Annotated in this window: 15 protein-coding genes; 5 read left to right on the forward strand and 10 right to left on the reverse strand. The window is 47.4% G+C overall.

The features are described 5' to 3' along the window. Nucleotides 1–51: 51 nt before the first annotated feature. The 4 genes from P9B68_RS03305 (at nucleotide 52) to P9B68_RS03320 (ending at nucleotide 4,571) form a co-directional block, all read left to right on the forward strand. Entirely contained in the window at nucleotides 52–1,176 is a 1,125-nt protein-coding gene (locus P9B68_RS03305; protein WP_207669540.1) for a BMP family lipoprotein, read from the forward strand. Nucleotides 1,177–1,252: 76 nt separating this feature from the next. After that, entirely contained in the window at nucleotides 1,253–2,182 is a 930-nt protein-coding gene (locus P9B68_RS03310; RefSeq protein ID WP_135657637.1) for a nucleoside hydrolase, read from the forward strand. 15 nt (nucleotides 2,183–2,197) lie between these two features. Next, nucleotides 2,198–3,136, forward strand: coding sequence for a nucleoside hydrolase (locus tag P9B68_RS03315; RefSeq protein ID WP_277668449.1), 939 nt, complete (start codon nucleotides 2,198–2,200; stop codon nucleotides 3,134–3,136). Between the two features lie 31 nt (nucleotides 3,137–3,167). Further along, a complete protein-coding gene (locus P9B68_RS03320) occupies nucleotides 3,168–4,571 on the forward strand; it encodes an ADP-ribosylglycohydrolase family protein (RefSeq protein ID WP_277668450.1) in 1,404 nt (467 codons plus the stop codon). A 146-nt stretch (nucleotides 4,572–4,717) separates the two neighbouring features. Here the strand turns inward: P9B68_RS03320 and P9B68_RS03325 are convergent, their stop codons facing one another. From P9B68_RS03325 to P9B68_RS03355, 7 genes are all read right to left on the reverse strand, one after another. Then, entirely contained in the window at nucleotides 4,718–5,140 is a 423-nt protein-coding gene (locus tag P9B68_RS03325; RefSeq protein WP_135657632.1) for a histidine biosynthesis protein HisIE, read from the reverse strand. Between the two features lie 374 nt (nucleotides 5,141–5,514). Beyond that, nucleotides 5,515–5,856 carry a P-II family nitrogen regulator gene (locus P9B68_RS03330; RefSeq protein ID WP_135657630.1) on the reverse strand — a complete coding sequence of 114 codons (342 nt, stop codon included), beginning with the start codon at nucleotides 5,854–5,856 and terminating at the stop codon, nucleotides 5,515–5,517. A gap of 19 nt (nucleotides 5,857–5,875) precedes the next feature. Next, nucleotides 5,876–7,135, reverse strand: a complete 1,260-nt coding sequence (locus P9B68_RS03335; RefSeq protein ID WP_135657628.1) for an ammonium transporter — start codon at nucleotides 7,133–7,135, stop codon at nucleotides 5,876–5,878. A gap of 445 nt (nucleotides 7,136–7,580) precedes the next feature. Beyond that, nucleotides 7,581–8,792, reverse strand: a complete 1,212-nt coding sequence (locus P9B68_RS03340; RefSeq protein WP_277668451.1) for an FprA family A-type flavoprotein — start codon at nucleotides 8,790–8,792, stop codon at nucleotides 7,581–7,583. Nucleotides 8,793–8,830: 38 nt separating this feature from the next. Then, the gene (locus tag P9B68_RS03345; RefSeq protein WP_135657626.1) at nucleotides 8,831–10,732 is read right to left on the reverse strand and encodes an acyl-CoA dehydrogenase family protein; all 1,902 of its coding nucleotides are present in this window, start codon (nucleotides 10,730–10,732) and stop codon (nucleotides 8,831–8,833) included. Between the two features lie 150 nt (nucleotides 10,733–10,882). After that, the gene (locus P9B68_RS03350; protein WP_330686051.1) at nucleotides 10,883–11,350 is read right to left on the reverse strand and encodes an RrF2 family transcriptional regulator; all 468 of its coding nucleotides are present in this window, start codon (nucleotides 11,348–11,350) and stop codon (nucleotides 10,883–10,885) included. 225 nt (nucleotides 11,351–11,575) lie between these two features. Next, a complete protein-coding gene (locus tag P9B68_RS03355) occupies nucleotides 11,576–12,970 on the reverse strand; it encodes an undecaprenyl-phosphate glucose phosphotransferase (RefSeq protein ID WP_135657624.1) in 1,395 nt (464 codons plus the stop codon). Nucleotides 12,971–13,146: 176 nt separating this feature from the next. Between P9B68_RS03355 and P9B68_RS03360 the strand changes: the two genes are divergently transcribed. Further along, the gene (locus tag P9B68_RS03360; protein WP_135657622.1) at nucleotides 13,147–14,343 is read left to right on the forward strand and encodes an EpsG family protein; all 1,197 of its coding nucleotides are present in this window, start codon (nucleotides 13,147–13,149) and stop codon (nucleotides 14,341–14,343) included. Nucleotides 14,344–14,429: 86 nt separating this feature from the next. Here the strand turns inward: P9B68_RS03360 and P9B68_RS03365 are convergent, their stop codons facing one another. Genes P9B68_RS03365 through P9B68_RS03375 form a run of 3 tightly spaced genes read right to left on the reverse strand, consistent with a single transcriptional unit; the run spans nucleotide 14,430 to nucleotide 15,510 of the window. After that, nucleotides 14,430–14,687 (reverse strand): HPr family phosphocarrier protein, encoded by a 258-nt coding sequence (locus tag P9B68_RS03365; RefSeq protein WP_135657620.1) that lies wholly within the window; start codon nucleotides 14,685–14,687, stop codon nucleotides 14,430–14,432. Between the two features lie 13 nt (nucleotides 14,688–14,700). Beyond that, a complete protein-coding gene (locus tag P9B68_RS03370) occupies nucleotides 14,701–14,979 on the reverse strand; it encodes an HPr family phosphocarrier protein (RefSeq protein WP_135657618.1) in 279 nt (92 codons plus the stop codon). A gap of 57 nt (nucleotides 14,980–15,036) precedes the next feature. Continuing rightward, entirely contained in the window at nucleotides 15,037–15,510 is a 474-nt protein-coding gene (locus tag P9B68_RS03375; RefSeq protein WP_135657616.1) for a PTS sugar transporter subunit IIA, read from the reverse strand. Between the last annotated feature and the right edge of the window lie 126 nt (nucleotides 15,511–15,636).

Here is a 15,636-nt window from a genome sequence, read left to right on the forward strand (position 1 = left end):
GGGCGGGGATTCAATACATAATTAAACGCTGATTGAAAAGGAGAGAATAATATGAAGATTGGAAAAAGACTGTTATCCGCACTATTAATCGCAGCAATGTCCTTGACATTCGCCTTGACCGGCTGTTCTTCCCAAGAGGCCAAGAGCGAGGAACCTGCCGGAAGCACTTCACAAAGCGGTTCGGCAGCCTCCGGCAAAAAATTAAACGTCGCTATCCTGTTAAATGGCACTTTGGGCGACAAAGCGTTCTTTGATTCCGCAGCAAACGGCGCAAAAATGATGGAGTCCGAACTGGGCTGTACCACAAAGGTCATTGAAATGACCGCGGACGAAACAAAATGGGTGCCGGCTTTGACCGACGCTTCCGAAAACCCGGACTACGACATCATTATCGTCGGCACATGGCAGATGTCCGAAAAGCTTGCGCAGATTGCCGCGCAGTATCCGGACAAGAAGTACATCATCTTCGACTCCAGCGTTGACTACACGGACGGCAAATGCAGCAACGTTTACTCCATCGAATACAAACAGAACGAATGCTCTTTCCTGGCTGGCGTAGCAGGTGCCCTTACTTCAAAGACCGGTAAGCTCGGCTTTGTCGGCGGCATGGAGAACACCGTTATCAACGACTTTTTGATGGGTTACATCCAGGGCGCGAAAGCCGTAAACCCGAACATCAAGATTTTGATTTCCTATGTCGGTAACTTTACGGATACCGCACACGCAAAAGAGCTGACCTTAGCGCAGATCAACCAGGGTGCCGACGTTATCTTCCAAGTCGCAAGCAACGCAGGCTTGGGTGTTATTGACGGATGCGCGGCAAAGGGCAAATACGTCATCGGTGTTGACAGCGACCAGGCTTTGGCCTTCCAGTCCAGCGACCCGGCAAAAGCACAGTCCATTCTGACCTCCGCCCTGAAGAGAGTTGACATATCCATTACAAAAGCAGTAAAAGAAGCACAGGCCGGCACTCTGAAATACGGCCAAAGCGAAAGCCTCGGCCTTGCGGATGACTGCGTAGGACTTGGAACGTACAACAAGAATGTTACAAAGGACGTTCAGGACAAGGTAGCGGAATACGCAGAAAAAATCAAGAGCGGAAGCATTAAAGTTGACTCTGCATTCGGTAAATCCACCAGCGAAATCGAAGCCGCAAGAAAGTCTGTAAGACCGTAAGCGGAAACATACTTTAAAAGGCAAAGGCGAACAACCTTTGCCTTTTCATTAAAACGAAAAAAATGAAGGTGTTTTCATGAAGAAAAAAAGCATTATCATGGATTGCGACCCCGGACATGATGACGCGATTGCCCTGATTCTCGCTTGTTCCTGCGACAAGCTCGATGTCAAGGCTGTTACCACCGTGGGCGGCAACCAAACTGTTCAGAAAACAACGAACAACGCTTTACGCATTCTGCAATATATCGGCAAAGAGATTCCTGTCGCCGTTGGCGCCGACCAGCCGATGAGCCGGGATTTGATCATCGCGCCCAGTGTTCACGGCGATTCCGGGCTGGATGGCCCTGAACTTCCGCAGCCCACGCGAAAACCTCTTGCGATTCCCGCCGTACAGCTCATGGCGGAGGTTGTTGAAAAAAGCGAGGACAAGGTGACATTGGTCGCCACAGGACCGCTGACAAATATTGCGGTTTTCCTTCTCGCTTATCCGCGTTTAAAAAGCAGAATTGACCGGATCAGCCTAATGGGCGGCGCGGCAATCGGCGGCAACTGGGCTCCGGCAGCGGAATTCAATATTCTGGTTGACCCGGAGGCGGCGGACATCGTTTTCAAGTCCGGCATTCCGATCACCATGGCAGGCTTGGATGTTACGCACAAAGCCCGTTTTTATCCGGAGGACATTCAGGAAATCAAAAACCAGGGCGGCAAGGTCGCCCGCATGGTCGGCGAGCTTCTGGAGTTTTTTATTAAATTCCACAACAGCCTCGGCTGGGATTTCGCGCCCATGCACGACCCTTGCGCGGTAGCGTGGTTGGTTGCTCCGGAAATTTTTGAAAGCAAGCATTTGAATGTAACAATTGACACCTGCGGTGAATTCACGACCGGCTGCACCGTAACGGACTTTATCGGCGTCAGTGGGCGCAAGCCCAACACCGATGTTTTACTGGGTATCCACCGGAAAAAACTGGTGAATATGGTGATTGACGCAGTAAACAAATACGATTGAGAGAAGGTACGAAACGTGGAACAAATTCCGGTTATCATTGATACAGATCCGGGCATTGACGACTTTTTCGCGCTGATGCTTGCAAACAGCTCCGATAAGCTGGATATTAAGGCAATCACGAGCGTTGCCGGCAATCAGAAGGCGGAAATTGTCACAAAGAACGCCCTGGATATCGCCTCTTATTTTCACATGGATTGCGAAGTTGCTAAAGGAGTGGAACGGCCGCTCAATACCCCGCCGCAAACCGCCGGCCATATTCACGGCGAAAACGGGCTTGGAAACCTTGTTTTAAAAACGGAAATGAAAACTCTTTCCCCTGACTATGCATGGGATGTTATTTATAAACACGCCGTTAAGGAAAACGGCAGGCTCGAAATTATTGCCATCGGGCCGCTCACCAATATTGCGATCGCGCTTTTGAAATACCCCGACCTGCACAAATTAATCCACCGAATCGTAATTATGGGAGGCTCCAGCGACATTGGAAACACTTCTCCCTACGGCGAATTCAATGCGGTGGCCGACCCGCTTGCCGCCAAAATTGTATTCCGCTCGGGAACGCCGCTTGTAATGGTCGGCTGGAACGCAACAATGAAGTCCAAGCTAACCCCGGATAACCTTGAAGAGCTAAAGGCAATCGACACGCCGTACACCAAGGACTGCTCCTTCCTGTGGGACTTTGTGCTGAAGGCCTACCGAAGCTCCGACAAAGATTATATCGTCCTCAGCGACGCGCTTGCCGTAGCATACGTGCTCGACCCGTCCGTCATGGAGTGCAAAGACTATTATGTTGCCGTTGAAACCGCCAGCAGCCTGAACATGGGGCGTACTGTTGTTGATTTTGACCATGTCTGCAAAGATAAGCCGCTCAACTGCTCCGTTGGCTTGGAAGTAAACCATGCGGCCTATCTGAATCTGCTCAAGGAAATGATGAAGCATTACAGTACACAATAGAATTGGTTGATAATAAAAGGGAGGAAAAGAAATGAAACGCGCTTATGAATATAACCATGAATTAATTTCCAACGCAGTTCCCGTCGTTTTGAAGGAAGAGGAACAGACATGGGAAAATGCTTTTGATGTTGACGAAGGAAACTGGAACGCGCTCAAGCTCCTCTGGGGGAGCCATGTTCCGGGTTCCTACGCACCGGAAATTGTACTTCTCTCCGGTATCCAGTCCATGTACAACATGGGTTACGACGTAACGGAAGCCGAAAAATTGATTCCGCAGGCTCTGGAGGCAAGGGAAAAGGAGGATAAAGCAACGCTGTACCGCCTTACCTCGCGCGTTTTCCGCCTTTTAAATGAAGCAAAGCCGATCGACGGGCATCCTTACTGGAAAAAATACCGGATTTACGACAATTTCGATAAATATGCTTCCGCTGTAAAATTTTATTATTACCAACCGCACGATGTGAGATCGGACGAATTCGATAAGAAAATTTTTGCGGGCTGGGTTGCCCAGATCATCGGCGCCGCGGTCGGTACCGCGATTGAAGGCTACGACTCCGCTCATATAAAAGAAGCCTTCGGCGAAATTCATGACTATGTTCGCAAGCCGAGCACCTACAATGACGACATTACCTATGAAGTGGCGTTCCTGGAAGCCTTTTCGAAAAAGGGTTATCAAGTCTCCTCTGCCGATATTGCGGAGGAATGGGCGGCTCTGATTCCGTCCGGCTGGTCCGCCGAAGATATCGCGCTAAAAAATATTATGCTCGGGATATATCCGCCGGAAAGCGGATACCGTTCCAATCCGTTCCGCGAGTGGATCGGCGCACAGATGCGCGGCGCAATCTGCGGCATGTGCGCCCCGGCGGATCCGTGCCGCGCGGCGGAGCTGGCCTTCCGCGACGGTGTGGTTTCCCACCATAACAACGGCGTTCTGGGCGAAATTTTCAACGCCGTTATGTGCTCCATGGCCTTCTGCGAAAAAAGCATGAAGGAGATCGTGCGCAAAGCGATCGACATGATTCCAAATGACAGCGAGTACTACGAGGTTGTTCACTCCGCATGGGAGCTGTGCGAGCAGTCGAAGGATTATATGTCCGCATGGAAAGTCTGCGAGAAAAAATACATGGAATATAACTGGATTCACGCGTATCCGAACGCGGCGGCGGAGGTCATCGCCCTGTATTTCTGCAACGACGACTTTGAAACCTGCCTGAATATGATCAGCATGGTCGGACAGGACGTCGACTGCAACGCGGCTCAGATTCTGACGCTCTTCGGTATTTCCAAAGGGCTTGACTGTATTGATAAAAAATGGCTTGACCCGATTCAGGACGATTTGTATTCCTATATTCGCGGCTATGAAAAAACAAAGATAAGCGCAATCGCGCGCAAAACGGCAGATAGTGTCCGGAAAGCCCACGGTATAGAAATTTAACACAACTTTACGACTATAAGAAAAAGCAGAGCATGTTCTCTATCGGACATGCTCTACTTTTTTCGCTTATTATTATAAAAAAAGCTTGACGCCTGCTTACACAGACTCAAGCTCTTTATGATTGTTTAATATGTAAAAGAAATTTTTTAGGCAGCCTTTTTTACGGTTTTTTTCGCGGCCGGTTTTACAGTAGTTTTAACAGCGGCTTTTTTCGCAGCCGGTTTTACAGTAGTTTTAGCAGCAGTCTTTTTTAAGACTGTTTTTGCAGCGTTTTTCTTCACAGCCGCTTTCTTAACGGTCTTTTTCGCAACATTTTTCTTTACAGCAGCCTTTTTAGCAGTTTTTTTCGCGGCTTTCTTTACTGTAGCTTTTTTTGCTGATGGCTTTACGGCAGTTTTCTTTGCTACGTCTTTCTTCACAACTAATTTGTTCGCAGTATCCTTCTTAACTGTTGTGGTGACAGCATTTTTAGCTGTTACAGGTTTGCTATTTGTTGCAGCAAAAGCAGATACAGAACTGATTGACGCCATGATTGCCAGACTTAAAACAATTGATAAAAACTTTTTCATTTTCTAAAACCCCTTTTTTAAATATGAAATCTTTATATGGTTTATCTGGAAATATTCACCTCTTTTATTTTAGATTGATACTCATTATAAACACTCATCTTTGATTTTCAAGTATTATTAACCAGATTTAACCAATAATTAAAAATTGTATTTTTTTGTAAATTAAATTTAAACTAAACTTAACATTCCGACGGATATTTATTCACAAATAAAACATGTTTTCGATTATTCGGCTTTATTAGAAAATAGACAAATTATTATCTTGCGAATCGCTTTCAATCAAGTTCGATATTTGATTCGTTATAATAATAAAAGACAGCTACCTGTTCGGGTAACCGTCTTTTATTATTCTATTTTGCCTATTTTAAAGAAATTTATTTGAGCGCGGCAATACCTCTCTCCCCTGTTCGTATCCGGACTGCGTCTGCAACATCGGAGATAAATATTTTACCGTCGCCGACATCCCCCGTCTGTGCGTTTTCGGTTATTTTATCAACAACCTCTTCTAGTTGGTCGTCCTGTATGATCAGCTCAATCTTGATTTTCTGAATAAAATTGATATCCACTTCGGACCCCCGGACATACTCATTCCAGCCTTTCTGCTTTCCGCAGCCCATAATCTGGCTGACACTCAGCCCATTGAGCTTAAGCGCGTTCAGAACATCCTTAATATCCTCCAGCTTTTCCGGGCGGATAAATGCTTCTACTTTTTTCATCTGCTTCCCTCCCTGCTTCTTAATCCATGCCGTTAAAGGACGGATAGGCGGATTCGCCGTGTTCGACAACATCCATGCCAATGTCTTCGTCCCTTGGTGCTACCCTGAGTTCGCGGACACACAGCTTTGTAATTCCAAGGGAAACAAGGGTACCGGCAGCCGCAATGATAACCGTTACCAGAACGGCTGCTATTTGAACGGCGAAAAGCTTCCATTCGCCAAATAACAGCCCGTTCCAATGTACCGCATCCAGCTTAGGATCCGGATGAAATCCTTGAACCGCAAACAGGCCTGTCGCGATCGAGCCCCAAATCCCGCCGATTCCGTGGCACCCAAATGCGTCCAAGGAATCGTCGTAACCGAATTTAGGCTTTACAACGCTGATGAAAAAATAGCAGATCGGGCTGACCGCCGCCCCGATAAGGATCGAAGCCCAGAGCGGCACAAACCCGGCGCCCGGCGTAATGGACACCAAGCCGACCACCGCGCCGGTAGACGCGCCAAGCAGCGTGGGCTTTCCGTTCTTTCCCTTCTCAATAGCAATCCACGCCAGCATTGCCGCCGCGCTCGCCGTATTGGTTGTAAGAAACGCATGAATTGCAAGGGAGTTGGCCGCGCCGGCGCTTCCGGCATTGAATCCGAACCATCCAAACCACAAAATCGCCGCACCCAGAAAAACAAACGGGATATTGTGCGGATGATAAGACGTCCTTCCGTAATTTTTCCGTTTCCCTAGCACCAAAGACCCCACCAGCGCGCTTACGCCTGAGCTGATATGCACAACCGCTCCGCCCGCAAAATCAATCGCGCCAATTTTTTGCAGAAAGCCACCGCCCCATACCATATGCGCCAATGGGTAATAAACCAGAACGGACCATACCGCCACAAAGACGAACAAAGCGGAAAACCGAACCCTTTCCACAATTCCTCCGGTGATAATCGCAGGGGTAATAATCGCGAACATCATTTGAAAAATCGCGAAGCATACGGTGGTTGGGGCATAAGCTAAGGCAGCCGTACTCTCTGTCATACGCATACCGAACCAGTTCAGGTTCCCGATAAAGCCGCCGGCTCCTCCGCTGAATGAAAGGGAAAAGCCAATCAAGACCCACAGCAGGGAAGCCAGACCCATAATAAAGACGGACGACATCATTGTATTGATCGTATTTTTGCGTTTTACCATTCCACCATAAAAAAATGCCAGACCTGGGGTCATGAACAGTACCATTGCCGAGGAGATAAGCATCCAGGATATATCGCCTGAATTTATCGCAAACATAATATCCACTCCCATTATTTCATTTCTGCATTGGTGATTTTCCCGGATCGCCGGCCAATCGCAGAAAAACCAAAAGGAGCCATGCTCCGCTGCACAATGCAACGGGAACATGGCTCCTTTGCCAAACCGATGCTAAAATTTGAATTTATTATAGCATATATCCTGCATAAAATCAAGTTTTTATCGGTGCATAATGCAGTTTTATGAAATAATTCAATTAACAAGCTGCATTTTTCATGTCTTGTTGTGGAAAATAAACATTTAATTCTTATCTTTATCTCCTCCCGTACCAGATTACCTGCCGTGCGGAAGGGTAGTGGGAATTGCCGTTGCAAGCATAAAAAACGCCCCGTGTGCCTGCGGCGGCAAAAGTAGACTAGGCTTTGCACGCATAGAAAAGCCCCCGGCTGCGCCGGGGGCGGCTAATCAAAAAGATACGCGTACCTTATTGCTTCGCCTGAACGGATTCCACTATGCTGTCTGCAAGCGCTTCCAAATCCGAAATGTTTTCTTCCTTCAGCGAGGAATTCAACGTAACCTTTTCGTCGAGGACCGTCATTTTCTTGAGCTGGTTTTCCAGGAAGTCCCGCATCAGCGTGCCGGACTTGCAGGCCCAGGAACCGTTTTCTATAATTGCAAAGGTACGGTTCTGCATATTCAGCGCTTTCATATCCATCAGGTAATTGTGCATGGGGGGATAAATTCCGAGATTATACGTTACCGAAGCCAGAACCACATGGCTGTACCGGAAGGTTTCGGAAATCAGATAGGAGACATGGGTGTTGGAAACGTCGTATACCGCAACGTTCTTAATCCCCTTTTCCACCAGCATTGCGGCAAGAGCGTTCGCTGCGCTTTCGGTATTTCCGTACATCGAACCGTAAACGATCAGGACTCCCTTCTCCTCGGGCTCGTAACGGCTCCATTTATCGTATTTATCAAGGAAATACCCCAAATCGGTGCGCCAGACCGGCCCGTGTAGCGGGCATATCATCTTTATGTCAAGACCGGCCGCTTTTTTTAGCAAAGCCTGTACCTGGGGGCCGTATTTCCCAACGATATTGGTGTAGTACCGGCGCGCTTCGTCGAGCCAGTCGCGGTCAAAGTTCATTTCATCGTTGAACAGCTGGCCGCCCAGGGCACCGAATGCACCGAAGGCGTCCGCGGAAAACAGCACGCCGTTGGTTTTGTCATACGTTACGAGCACTTCCGGCCAATGTACCATGGGCGCTGCAATAAAGGTAACCTCGTGCTTTCCAAAGGCGAAGGTATCCCCTTCCTTCACCTGCTCCGTTTTCCCATCGATCGTAAAACCGAACTGCCGCATGAACAGGATTGCTTTTTCGCTGCTGATAATCTTTACATTCGGGTAACGGAGCAGAATTTCCTCCAAGGACGCACCGTGATCCGGCTCCATATGGTTGACAACCACATAATCGAGAGGCCTGCCGTTTAACAGGAAGGTAACATTCTCTAAAAGCTGGCGGCAAACCGACCAATCCACCGTATCAAACAATACGGTTTTTTCATCAAGAAGAAGGTAGGAATTATAAGACACACCGCGAGGAATCGGGTGAATATTCTCAAAAAGGGCAAGACGGCGGTCGTTCCCACCAACCCAATACAAATCTTCTGTTACTTTTCTGACACTATGCATAGATAAATCCCCCTTTACACTCTATCATATCCGATTTATCAGGCTTGTATAAACTGGTCCTTCTCTTCTCCGCACTCCGGGCAAATCCATTCGTCCGGAAGGTCTTCAAAGAGGGTACCGAGCTGGACATCATTTTCCGGGTCGCCTACGGCGGGGTTGTACTCATAACCGCAGCCATTGCAGATATAGTGCTTCCACGCAGGATCCTCCCACTTCGGGGCGCGGCGTTTCATCTTCTTCATCGGCGACGCCGGCTTCTTCGGTTCGCCGTTGTCCAGCGCCGCGGTAAGCAGAGGCAGTATCTCCAGAACATCGCCCACAATGCCGTAATCGCAATTTTTGAAGATCGGCGCGTTGGGGTTGTTGTTAATGGCGACGATGGTGGCTGCATCTTTAATGCCTTTCAGGTGCTGCCCCGCCCCGGAAATGCCGCATGCTATGTACAGATTCCCGTTGAATTTCTGGCCGGACATGCCCACATACCGGTTTAAGGGCACATAATGGAGGGTTTCCGCCACCGGACGGGACGAACCGACCGCCGCGCCCGCCTGAACGGCAAGCTTGCGGATCAGTTCCATGTTTTCAATTCCGCCGATTCCTTTTCCGGCGCTTACGACGCGCTCCGCTTTGGCAATTGGCGTATCGATATCAATTCCTGCGGTGAAATCATAGCCTTCCTCTTTTAAAGCCTGTACCAGGGAATCCACGCGTTCCGCCGCGGTTCCATCCTTATAAATAATCTTCTTGCGGACGCCCGTTACCGGCTCCGCATTTGCCCGGGGAACGTTGTCTTTCGGCATTTTCCCGATAATATGGGATCCGATTACCACCCGCTGAATCTCGTTCGTACCTTCATAGATGCTACATATCTTTGCGTCCCGATAGGCGCGTTCCACTTCCATGCCCTTCAGGTACCCGTTGCCGCCGAAAATCTGGAGCGCGTCGTTCACAATTTCCAAACAGCAGTCGGACGCATACTGCTTCGCCATGGCGGCTTCCATGCTGTACGGCTGATGGTTTTCCTTCAGCTCGGCCGCGCTGTAAACAAGAAAGCGGGCGGCACGCAGCTTGGTTGCCATATCGGCCAACTTAAAGGAAATGACCTGCTGCCGGCAGATGGGTTTCCCAAACTGGATGCGTTCCTTGGAATATTCCAGCGCGTTTTCATAAGCCCCCTGCGCAATTCCAAGCGCCTGTGCGGCAATCCCGATTCTTCCGCCGTCCAGCGTGGACATGGCAATCTGGAAGCCTTGTCCTTCCTCTCCCAGAAGATTTTCCTTCGGAACTTTCACGTTATTAAAAATCAGCTCTGCTGTAGAAGAAGACCGTATGCCCATTTTATCGTAGTGATCACCAAATGTAAAGCCTTCCCAACCCTTTTCAACAATAAAAGCGCTGATTCCGTGCGTGCCAATATTCGGAGTAGTTACTGCAAAAACAACATAAGTGTCCGCTACGGGGGCGTTCGTAATAAAAATCTTGCCACCATTTAAGATGTAATAATCCCCCTGCAGCTCGGCGATTGTTTCCGTGCCGCCCGCGTCGCTGCCCGCATTCGGCTCCGTCAGCCCGAAGGCGCCCAGCTTTCCGCCCTTGGCGAGCGGAATCAGATATTTCTGCTTCTGTTCCTCTGTACCATAAGCAAAAATCGGCCAAGATCCCAACGATACATGTGCGGAGAGAATAACGCCGGTGCCGCCATCCACACGGGAAAGCTCTTCTACTGCAATGGCGTAGCTACCCATATCCAAGCCCATACCGCCGTACTGCTTGGGGTAAGGAATTCCCATAAGGCCCATTTGCCCCATCTTACGGACAATTTCCGTCGGAAAGGTGTTCCCCTGATCCATCTGAAACGCGAGGGGCTTTACCTCCGACTGCGCGAACTCGCGGACCTTCTTACGAAAAGCTTCCTGCTTCTCCGTTGTTTTATAAAGCATACTTTTTTCCTCCCTTGACGCAATTTATTTATCTGAATGAATACGAGCAAACGGAATTCAGAAGCACCGCATTTATACTTGATAATTTTTATCCAATTTTTATCGATAAAATAATATGAAGATATCAGAAGAAAAAATTCGAAATTCGCTTTATTCGCTGTCATATATCATTTGGTACAGGCTGCGTGCGCGGAATTCCCTGTCCAATACGCTTTGAATCTGAAGAAGCTGCTTGTTCACCTTGCAGCTGGGGCTGTGTTTCTGCCGCCATTCGCACTGGTATCCGGGCTGCATGCAAGCGCTGATATAATTATCGTCTTCCATAACCTGCGTCAAATCATACAGACTCACTTTCCGAAGATCCGCCGCCAGTCGGCAGCCGCCGTCCGCACCGCGGGTGATTTGAACGATTCCTGCGCGGGAAAGTTTTTTCAGTATTTTGTACACAAACTGCTGCGGGAGCAATTCCCGCCGGCAGATTTCTTTTGCTGTTGCCTGTTCCCCATCGGAAAGCGCGCGCAGAATGCGCAAGGCATAATCCGTTTCTCTTGTAATCAGCAGATTGCTCTCTCCTTCATCAATATTTCTTTCTTGTAATTTATTTATAGCATACTGGATAAATATTGTCAAGTATAAAATTAAATTTTTTTCAGTTATTTTGAGCCTAGGGATTTGGAAGACACAAACCAGCCGGGCTGAATTATCCGAGTTACGGTTTCGCGGAAAACGCAAAAAGGAAGCGGCGTTTCCTGCCGCTTCCCTGCTGGATTTTTGGTAAAATTTTTTACTGTTTTTTACAGAACCCTCCATAGCAGCCTACTTCCTAATTATTATCAAGCGAATTCAGATTTCCTCGCTTGGATTTATAAAGCCCTTAAAAACCGTAAGAAAAAGAATTTTGATATCAAGCAGAAAGGTCCAGTTTTCAATATAATAAATATCACATTTAATCCGTTCTTCGATTGAGGTATCTCCCCGCCAGCCATTCACCTGCGCCCAGCCGGTAATTCCGGGCCGGACAAGGTGCTTTAGCATATACAGAGGGATTTCCTCCCGAAACTTGTCCACAAAAAAAGGGCGCTCCGGGCGGGGGCCGACCAGGCTCATGTCCCCTTTCAGCACATTGACAAGCTGGGGCAATTCATCAATGCTGCACTTCCGGATAAAGGAGCCGAATTTAGTTCTGCGGTCGTCGTTTTTCGTGCCCCATGTCGTCATATCCGAATTCCCGTCGCCCACCTTCATGGAACGGAATTTGTACATATAAAACGGGCGCTTGTTCCTTCCGATGCGCTCCTGCTTATAAATTACCGGTCCTGGGGAGGAAAGTTTCACCCCTATGGCGGTAAGCAGCAGAACCGGCGAAAACACGATAAGCGCCACTAAGGAAGCGGTTATGTCCAAAAGCCGCTTGCAAAAGCTGTTCAGCATATTGTCCAGCGGGATTTTCCTGATGTTAATCAGCGGCATGCCTTCCACTTCGTCGATATACGGCTTTGTCGGAAGATATTTTGTATAGAACGGAAGCAGGTTGGATTTGACGCCCGCCTTTTCGCAAGCCTCGATGATATTCCCCAGCTCGGAAAATTCATGAAAATCCAGCGAAATAATGACTTCATCAATCCCCTTTTTTTCAAGAAGGGACGGCAGCGTTCCGAAGCCGCCGGCGTAAGCGATGTTCCGCCCTCCCGTGTTCACCTTGCTGTGACTTAAATACCCGACAAAATCATAGCCCAGATTGTGATTGGCCATGACCCTGTCGTAAAACTCCGCAGATACCTCATTCCAGCCGACCAGCAAAAGATGCTTCAGGTTAAATCCCTTCGCCCGCATTTTGCGCAATATTTTCCGCAGCGTCACGCGGCTGCAGGACGAAAGAAAAGAATTGATCAGCCCGTACAGAAGGATGACCATTCTGGAAACATGCACTTCTTTTAAGAAAAAGAGGAGTACAAAGATGAAGATAACGCCGATAAAATTCGACTGAACAATCTTGCCTATTTCAGAAATCATGGATTTGTACCGGAAAGAATCATGAAGATCAAAATAATTATAAATGATGAAATAGACCGGAATAATATAGAGCATTAACCGCAGGTAATAATTTAATCCGATATAAAAAGAACCCTGGTAATTCAGAAAGTGAAGCCAAAACGCAAGCACCATGGAAAGCAGGCAAATCCCGGCATCCAGCAATGCAAGAATGGCCTTCAAGATCTTTTGATTTTCCTTAATCATCGGAATTTCCTCTGTTTATGTAATGTTTTCCTATATTTTATAGGATTTGTTTCAATATGGCAAGTTTTCTCGCAAAATATCTCCATAGTATTTACTTGTACATTCTCAGCTCGGATGATATAATAAACAATAAATTGGGAATTTTAAGAACGTTGGAAAGGTGAGAAAGCCGATTTATGTTAGCTTATAATTTGCTTCTATTATTGATAATCATTTTAGGATTCGGACTATGTGAAATAAAAAAAAGCAAGCGGAACAACGCGATTTTTCTATTGATCGTCTCCGTCGCGATGATCGTTATGTCTTATCTGCGCGCGGATACGGTCGGGATCGATTACATACAATACGCCGATTATTTTAAGCAGGTTCGCAACGGCGGCTGGTCGTTCCTGATCAGTAACGCAAATATGTATCGAGTCGAGCCCGGATACAGCCTGTTTAATTATTTTGTTTCCCTATTTACCGATGACGTACATATTTTCATGCTCTTTGTTTCGATCCTTACGGTCGGGTTGACCGCTGTACTTCTCTACAAATACTCCCCTGTCCCATGGGTGGGAATGTTTGTATTCGCTTCTTTCGGCTTTTTCGGCAACTCCCTTAGCTTTTTGCGCCAATCCATCGCCATTGCAATTTTCCTGTATGCAATCAATTTCTTAAAGAAAAAGAAACTGATCCCTTATATTTTGATTATCTTACTCGCAGCCAGTTTCCATAAAGCGATCATCATTATGATTCCGGTTTACTTCCTTGCGCACATAAAGGTCAATTGGAAATCACTAACCGCCTACGCTTCCCTTGCTGCGCTGATCCTGGTCCTGTCCTGGCCGCTTTTCAATTTCGTTACAAAATACGTATACCAATATTACGCCACGCAAGAAGGCCTGTATTATATGTTGGGGCGCGACTGGCAGACTGCGGCAATTCCTGCGATTACCACCGTTACCATCTTAATTGTAAAGAATACCATTCTAAAACGGGATGAAGCAAATATTGTGCTGATAAACTTCTCCGTATATTCCGGTCTGCTCTATATCATGACCTGCCAGCATTTCCTGTTCCAGCGGTTCGGTATGATGTTCTTCACCTCCGCAATTCTGCTGATTCCCGAACTGCTTGCAAGCGTCGGCGTAGAAAGCGTCCAAGCTGACGTCCCCGCCACAGAGTCCTTAAAAGCTTACAAGAATAAAGCACAGAAGAAAAAAGCGCTGCAAGAGCGCCGCCAAACCCAGATTAAGATTAACACGCATAAATATATTTATTATTACGCAACGGCAGCCGTCCTTTTCGTTGGCTTCCTATACAACACGTGGATTCTGATTCAAAACCGGATCAACCTAATCCCTTATGTAACATTTTTAACGAAGAAATAAACCGTACAAACAATTACAGCCCCGGCTCATACGAGCCGGGGCTGTTCACTTTAAGGGAATTGCGTATATCGTGTTACATCCGTCGATTAAAAATTTTCTTCGCAAAACGATTTCAGCTTGGCGCAGTCCGCTTCCTCATCCGGGCCTTCAATTTGGAATGCAATTTCATCCCGGACGGCAACGCCAAGGGCCATAACGGAAAACAGGCGCTTTGCATCTGCGGATTTTTCGCCCTTTACTATTCGGATATCCGAGCTGCAGGCTTTGGCGCACTGCGTCAAAAGGCCTGCCGGGCGGGCGTGAAGCCCGTTTTCATCTTTCACGGTATAGAAAAACTGCTGCATAAAAATCTCCTGTCTAAAAACTTCTTTCCCCTGAGGATGCCTCATCAAATCCTTGGATTGCTTTTTCGATTTCTTTTTCAATCTTTTCGCTGTTTTTTCCGCAGGCGATCACGTTCACAAAATCCCCGTATTCTGCTTCCAACGCCATTACTGCGAAAATATTTTTTGCGTTACAGCGTTCATGTCCCTTTTCCAAAAATACTTCTCCGGGGTACGCTTGTGCAATACTGGTGACCAGGCCCGCCGGCCTTGCATGCAAGCCGTTTCGATCCGTAATCTTAACCCGTATCATTCCGTTCCCCTCCCAGCTTTTTTATTCTTGAAGATCGAGAAATAGGAATCTATCACCCTACTTTAGCTTCACTTTCATAATGGTGCCTGAAGAATCGGTTGTTCCTTTTACAATCTTCAAGGATGCCACCTTTTCCATATTTGTAATCACAACCGGGGTTATGCTTTCCTTTTTCTGCTCACACAGATAGGATAAATCCACTTCCATAACGGGTTCCCCCATTTTCACAGGCATGCCTTCCTCTTTCAGCCTTTTAAAACCGGTTCCCTTCAGTTTGACGGTATCCAAACCGATATGGACCAATATTTCAAGGCCGTCGTCACTCAGAATGCAAAAAGCATGGTTGGTATCGATAATCTGAATAATTTTTCCGTTGCAAGGCGAACAAATCCGATTTCCCTGCGGAATAACGGCACAGCCGTCCCCAAGTGTTTTTCCCGAAAAGACCGGGTCATTCACTTCATTAAGGTCCACGACTTTTCCGTTTACCGGCGACCCGATCAGAACTTGTTTATTGAATAAATGTAACATTGTGATATCCTCCATTATTGTCAACCCAACGTAATGGGATCGTTGGTAAATTCAAAAAGCCGCCCGGCTTTTCGCAGCGCATTAGAAACAACTGACGAAGTGAGAGGGGGATTTCAGCGTGGATTT

It is taken from the genome of Caproiciproducens galactitolivorans, from assembly GCF_029266045.1.
Lineage (GTDB): Bacteria > Bacillota > Clostridia > Oscillospirales > Acutalibacteraceae > Caproiciproducens > Caproiciproducens galactitolivorans.

Coding starts and splice junctions, on each gene's coding strand:
- P9B68_RS03305 (WP_207669540.1), top strand. CDS start 52: ATGAAGATTGGAAAAAGACTGTTATCCGCACTATTAATCGCAGCAATG.
- P9B68_RS03310 (WP_135657637.1), top strand. CDS start 1,253: ATGAAGAAAAAAAGCATTATCATGGATTGCGACCCCGGACATGATGAC.
- P9B68_RS03320 (WP_277668450.1), top strand. CDS start 3,168: ATGAAACGCGCTTATGAATATAACCATGAATTAATTTCCAACGCAGTT.
- P9B68_RS03325 (WP_135657632.1), bottom strand. CDS start 5,140: ATGAAAAAGTTTTTATCAATTGTTTTAAGTCTGGCAATCATGGCGTCA.
- P9B68_RS03330 (WP_135657630.1), bottom strand. CDS start 5,856: ATGAAAAAAGTAGAAGCATTTATCCGCCCGGAAAAGCTGGAGGATATT.
- P9B68_RS03335 (WP_135657628.1), bottom strand. CDS start 7,135: ATGTTTGCGATAAATTCAGGCGATATATCCTGGATGCTTATCTCCTCG.
- P9B68_RS03340 (WP_277668451.1), bottom strand. CDS start 8,792: ATGCATAGTGTCAGAAAAGTAACAGAAGATTTGTATTGGGTTGGTGGG.
- P9B68_RS03345 (WP_135657626.1), bottom strand. CDS start 10,732: ATGCTTTATAAAACAACGGAGAAGCAGGAAGCTTTTCGTAAGAAGGTC.
- P9B68_RS03355 (WP_135657624.1), bottom strand. CDS start 12,970: ATGATTAAGGAAAATCAAAAGATCTTGAAGGCCATTCTTGCATTGCTG.
- P9B68_RS03360 (WP_135657622.1), top strand. CDS start 13,147: ATGTTAGCTTATAATTTGCTTCTATTATTGATAATCATTTTAGGATTC.
- P9B68_RS03365 (WP_135657620.1), bottom strand. CDS start 14,687: ATGCAGCAGTTTTTCTATACCGTGAAAGATGAAAACGGGCTTCACGCC.
- P9B68_RS03370 (WP_135657618.1), bottom strand. CDS start 14,979: ATGATACGGGTTAAGATTACGGATCGAAACGGCTTGCATGCAAGGCCG.
- P9B68_RS03375 (WP_135657616.1), bottom strand. CDS start 15,510: ATGTTACATTTATTCAATAAACAAGTTCTGATCGGGTCGCCGGTAAAC.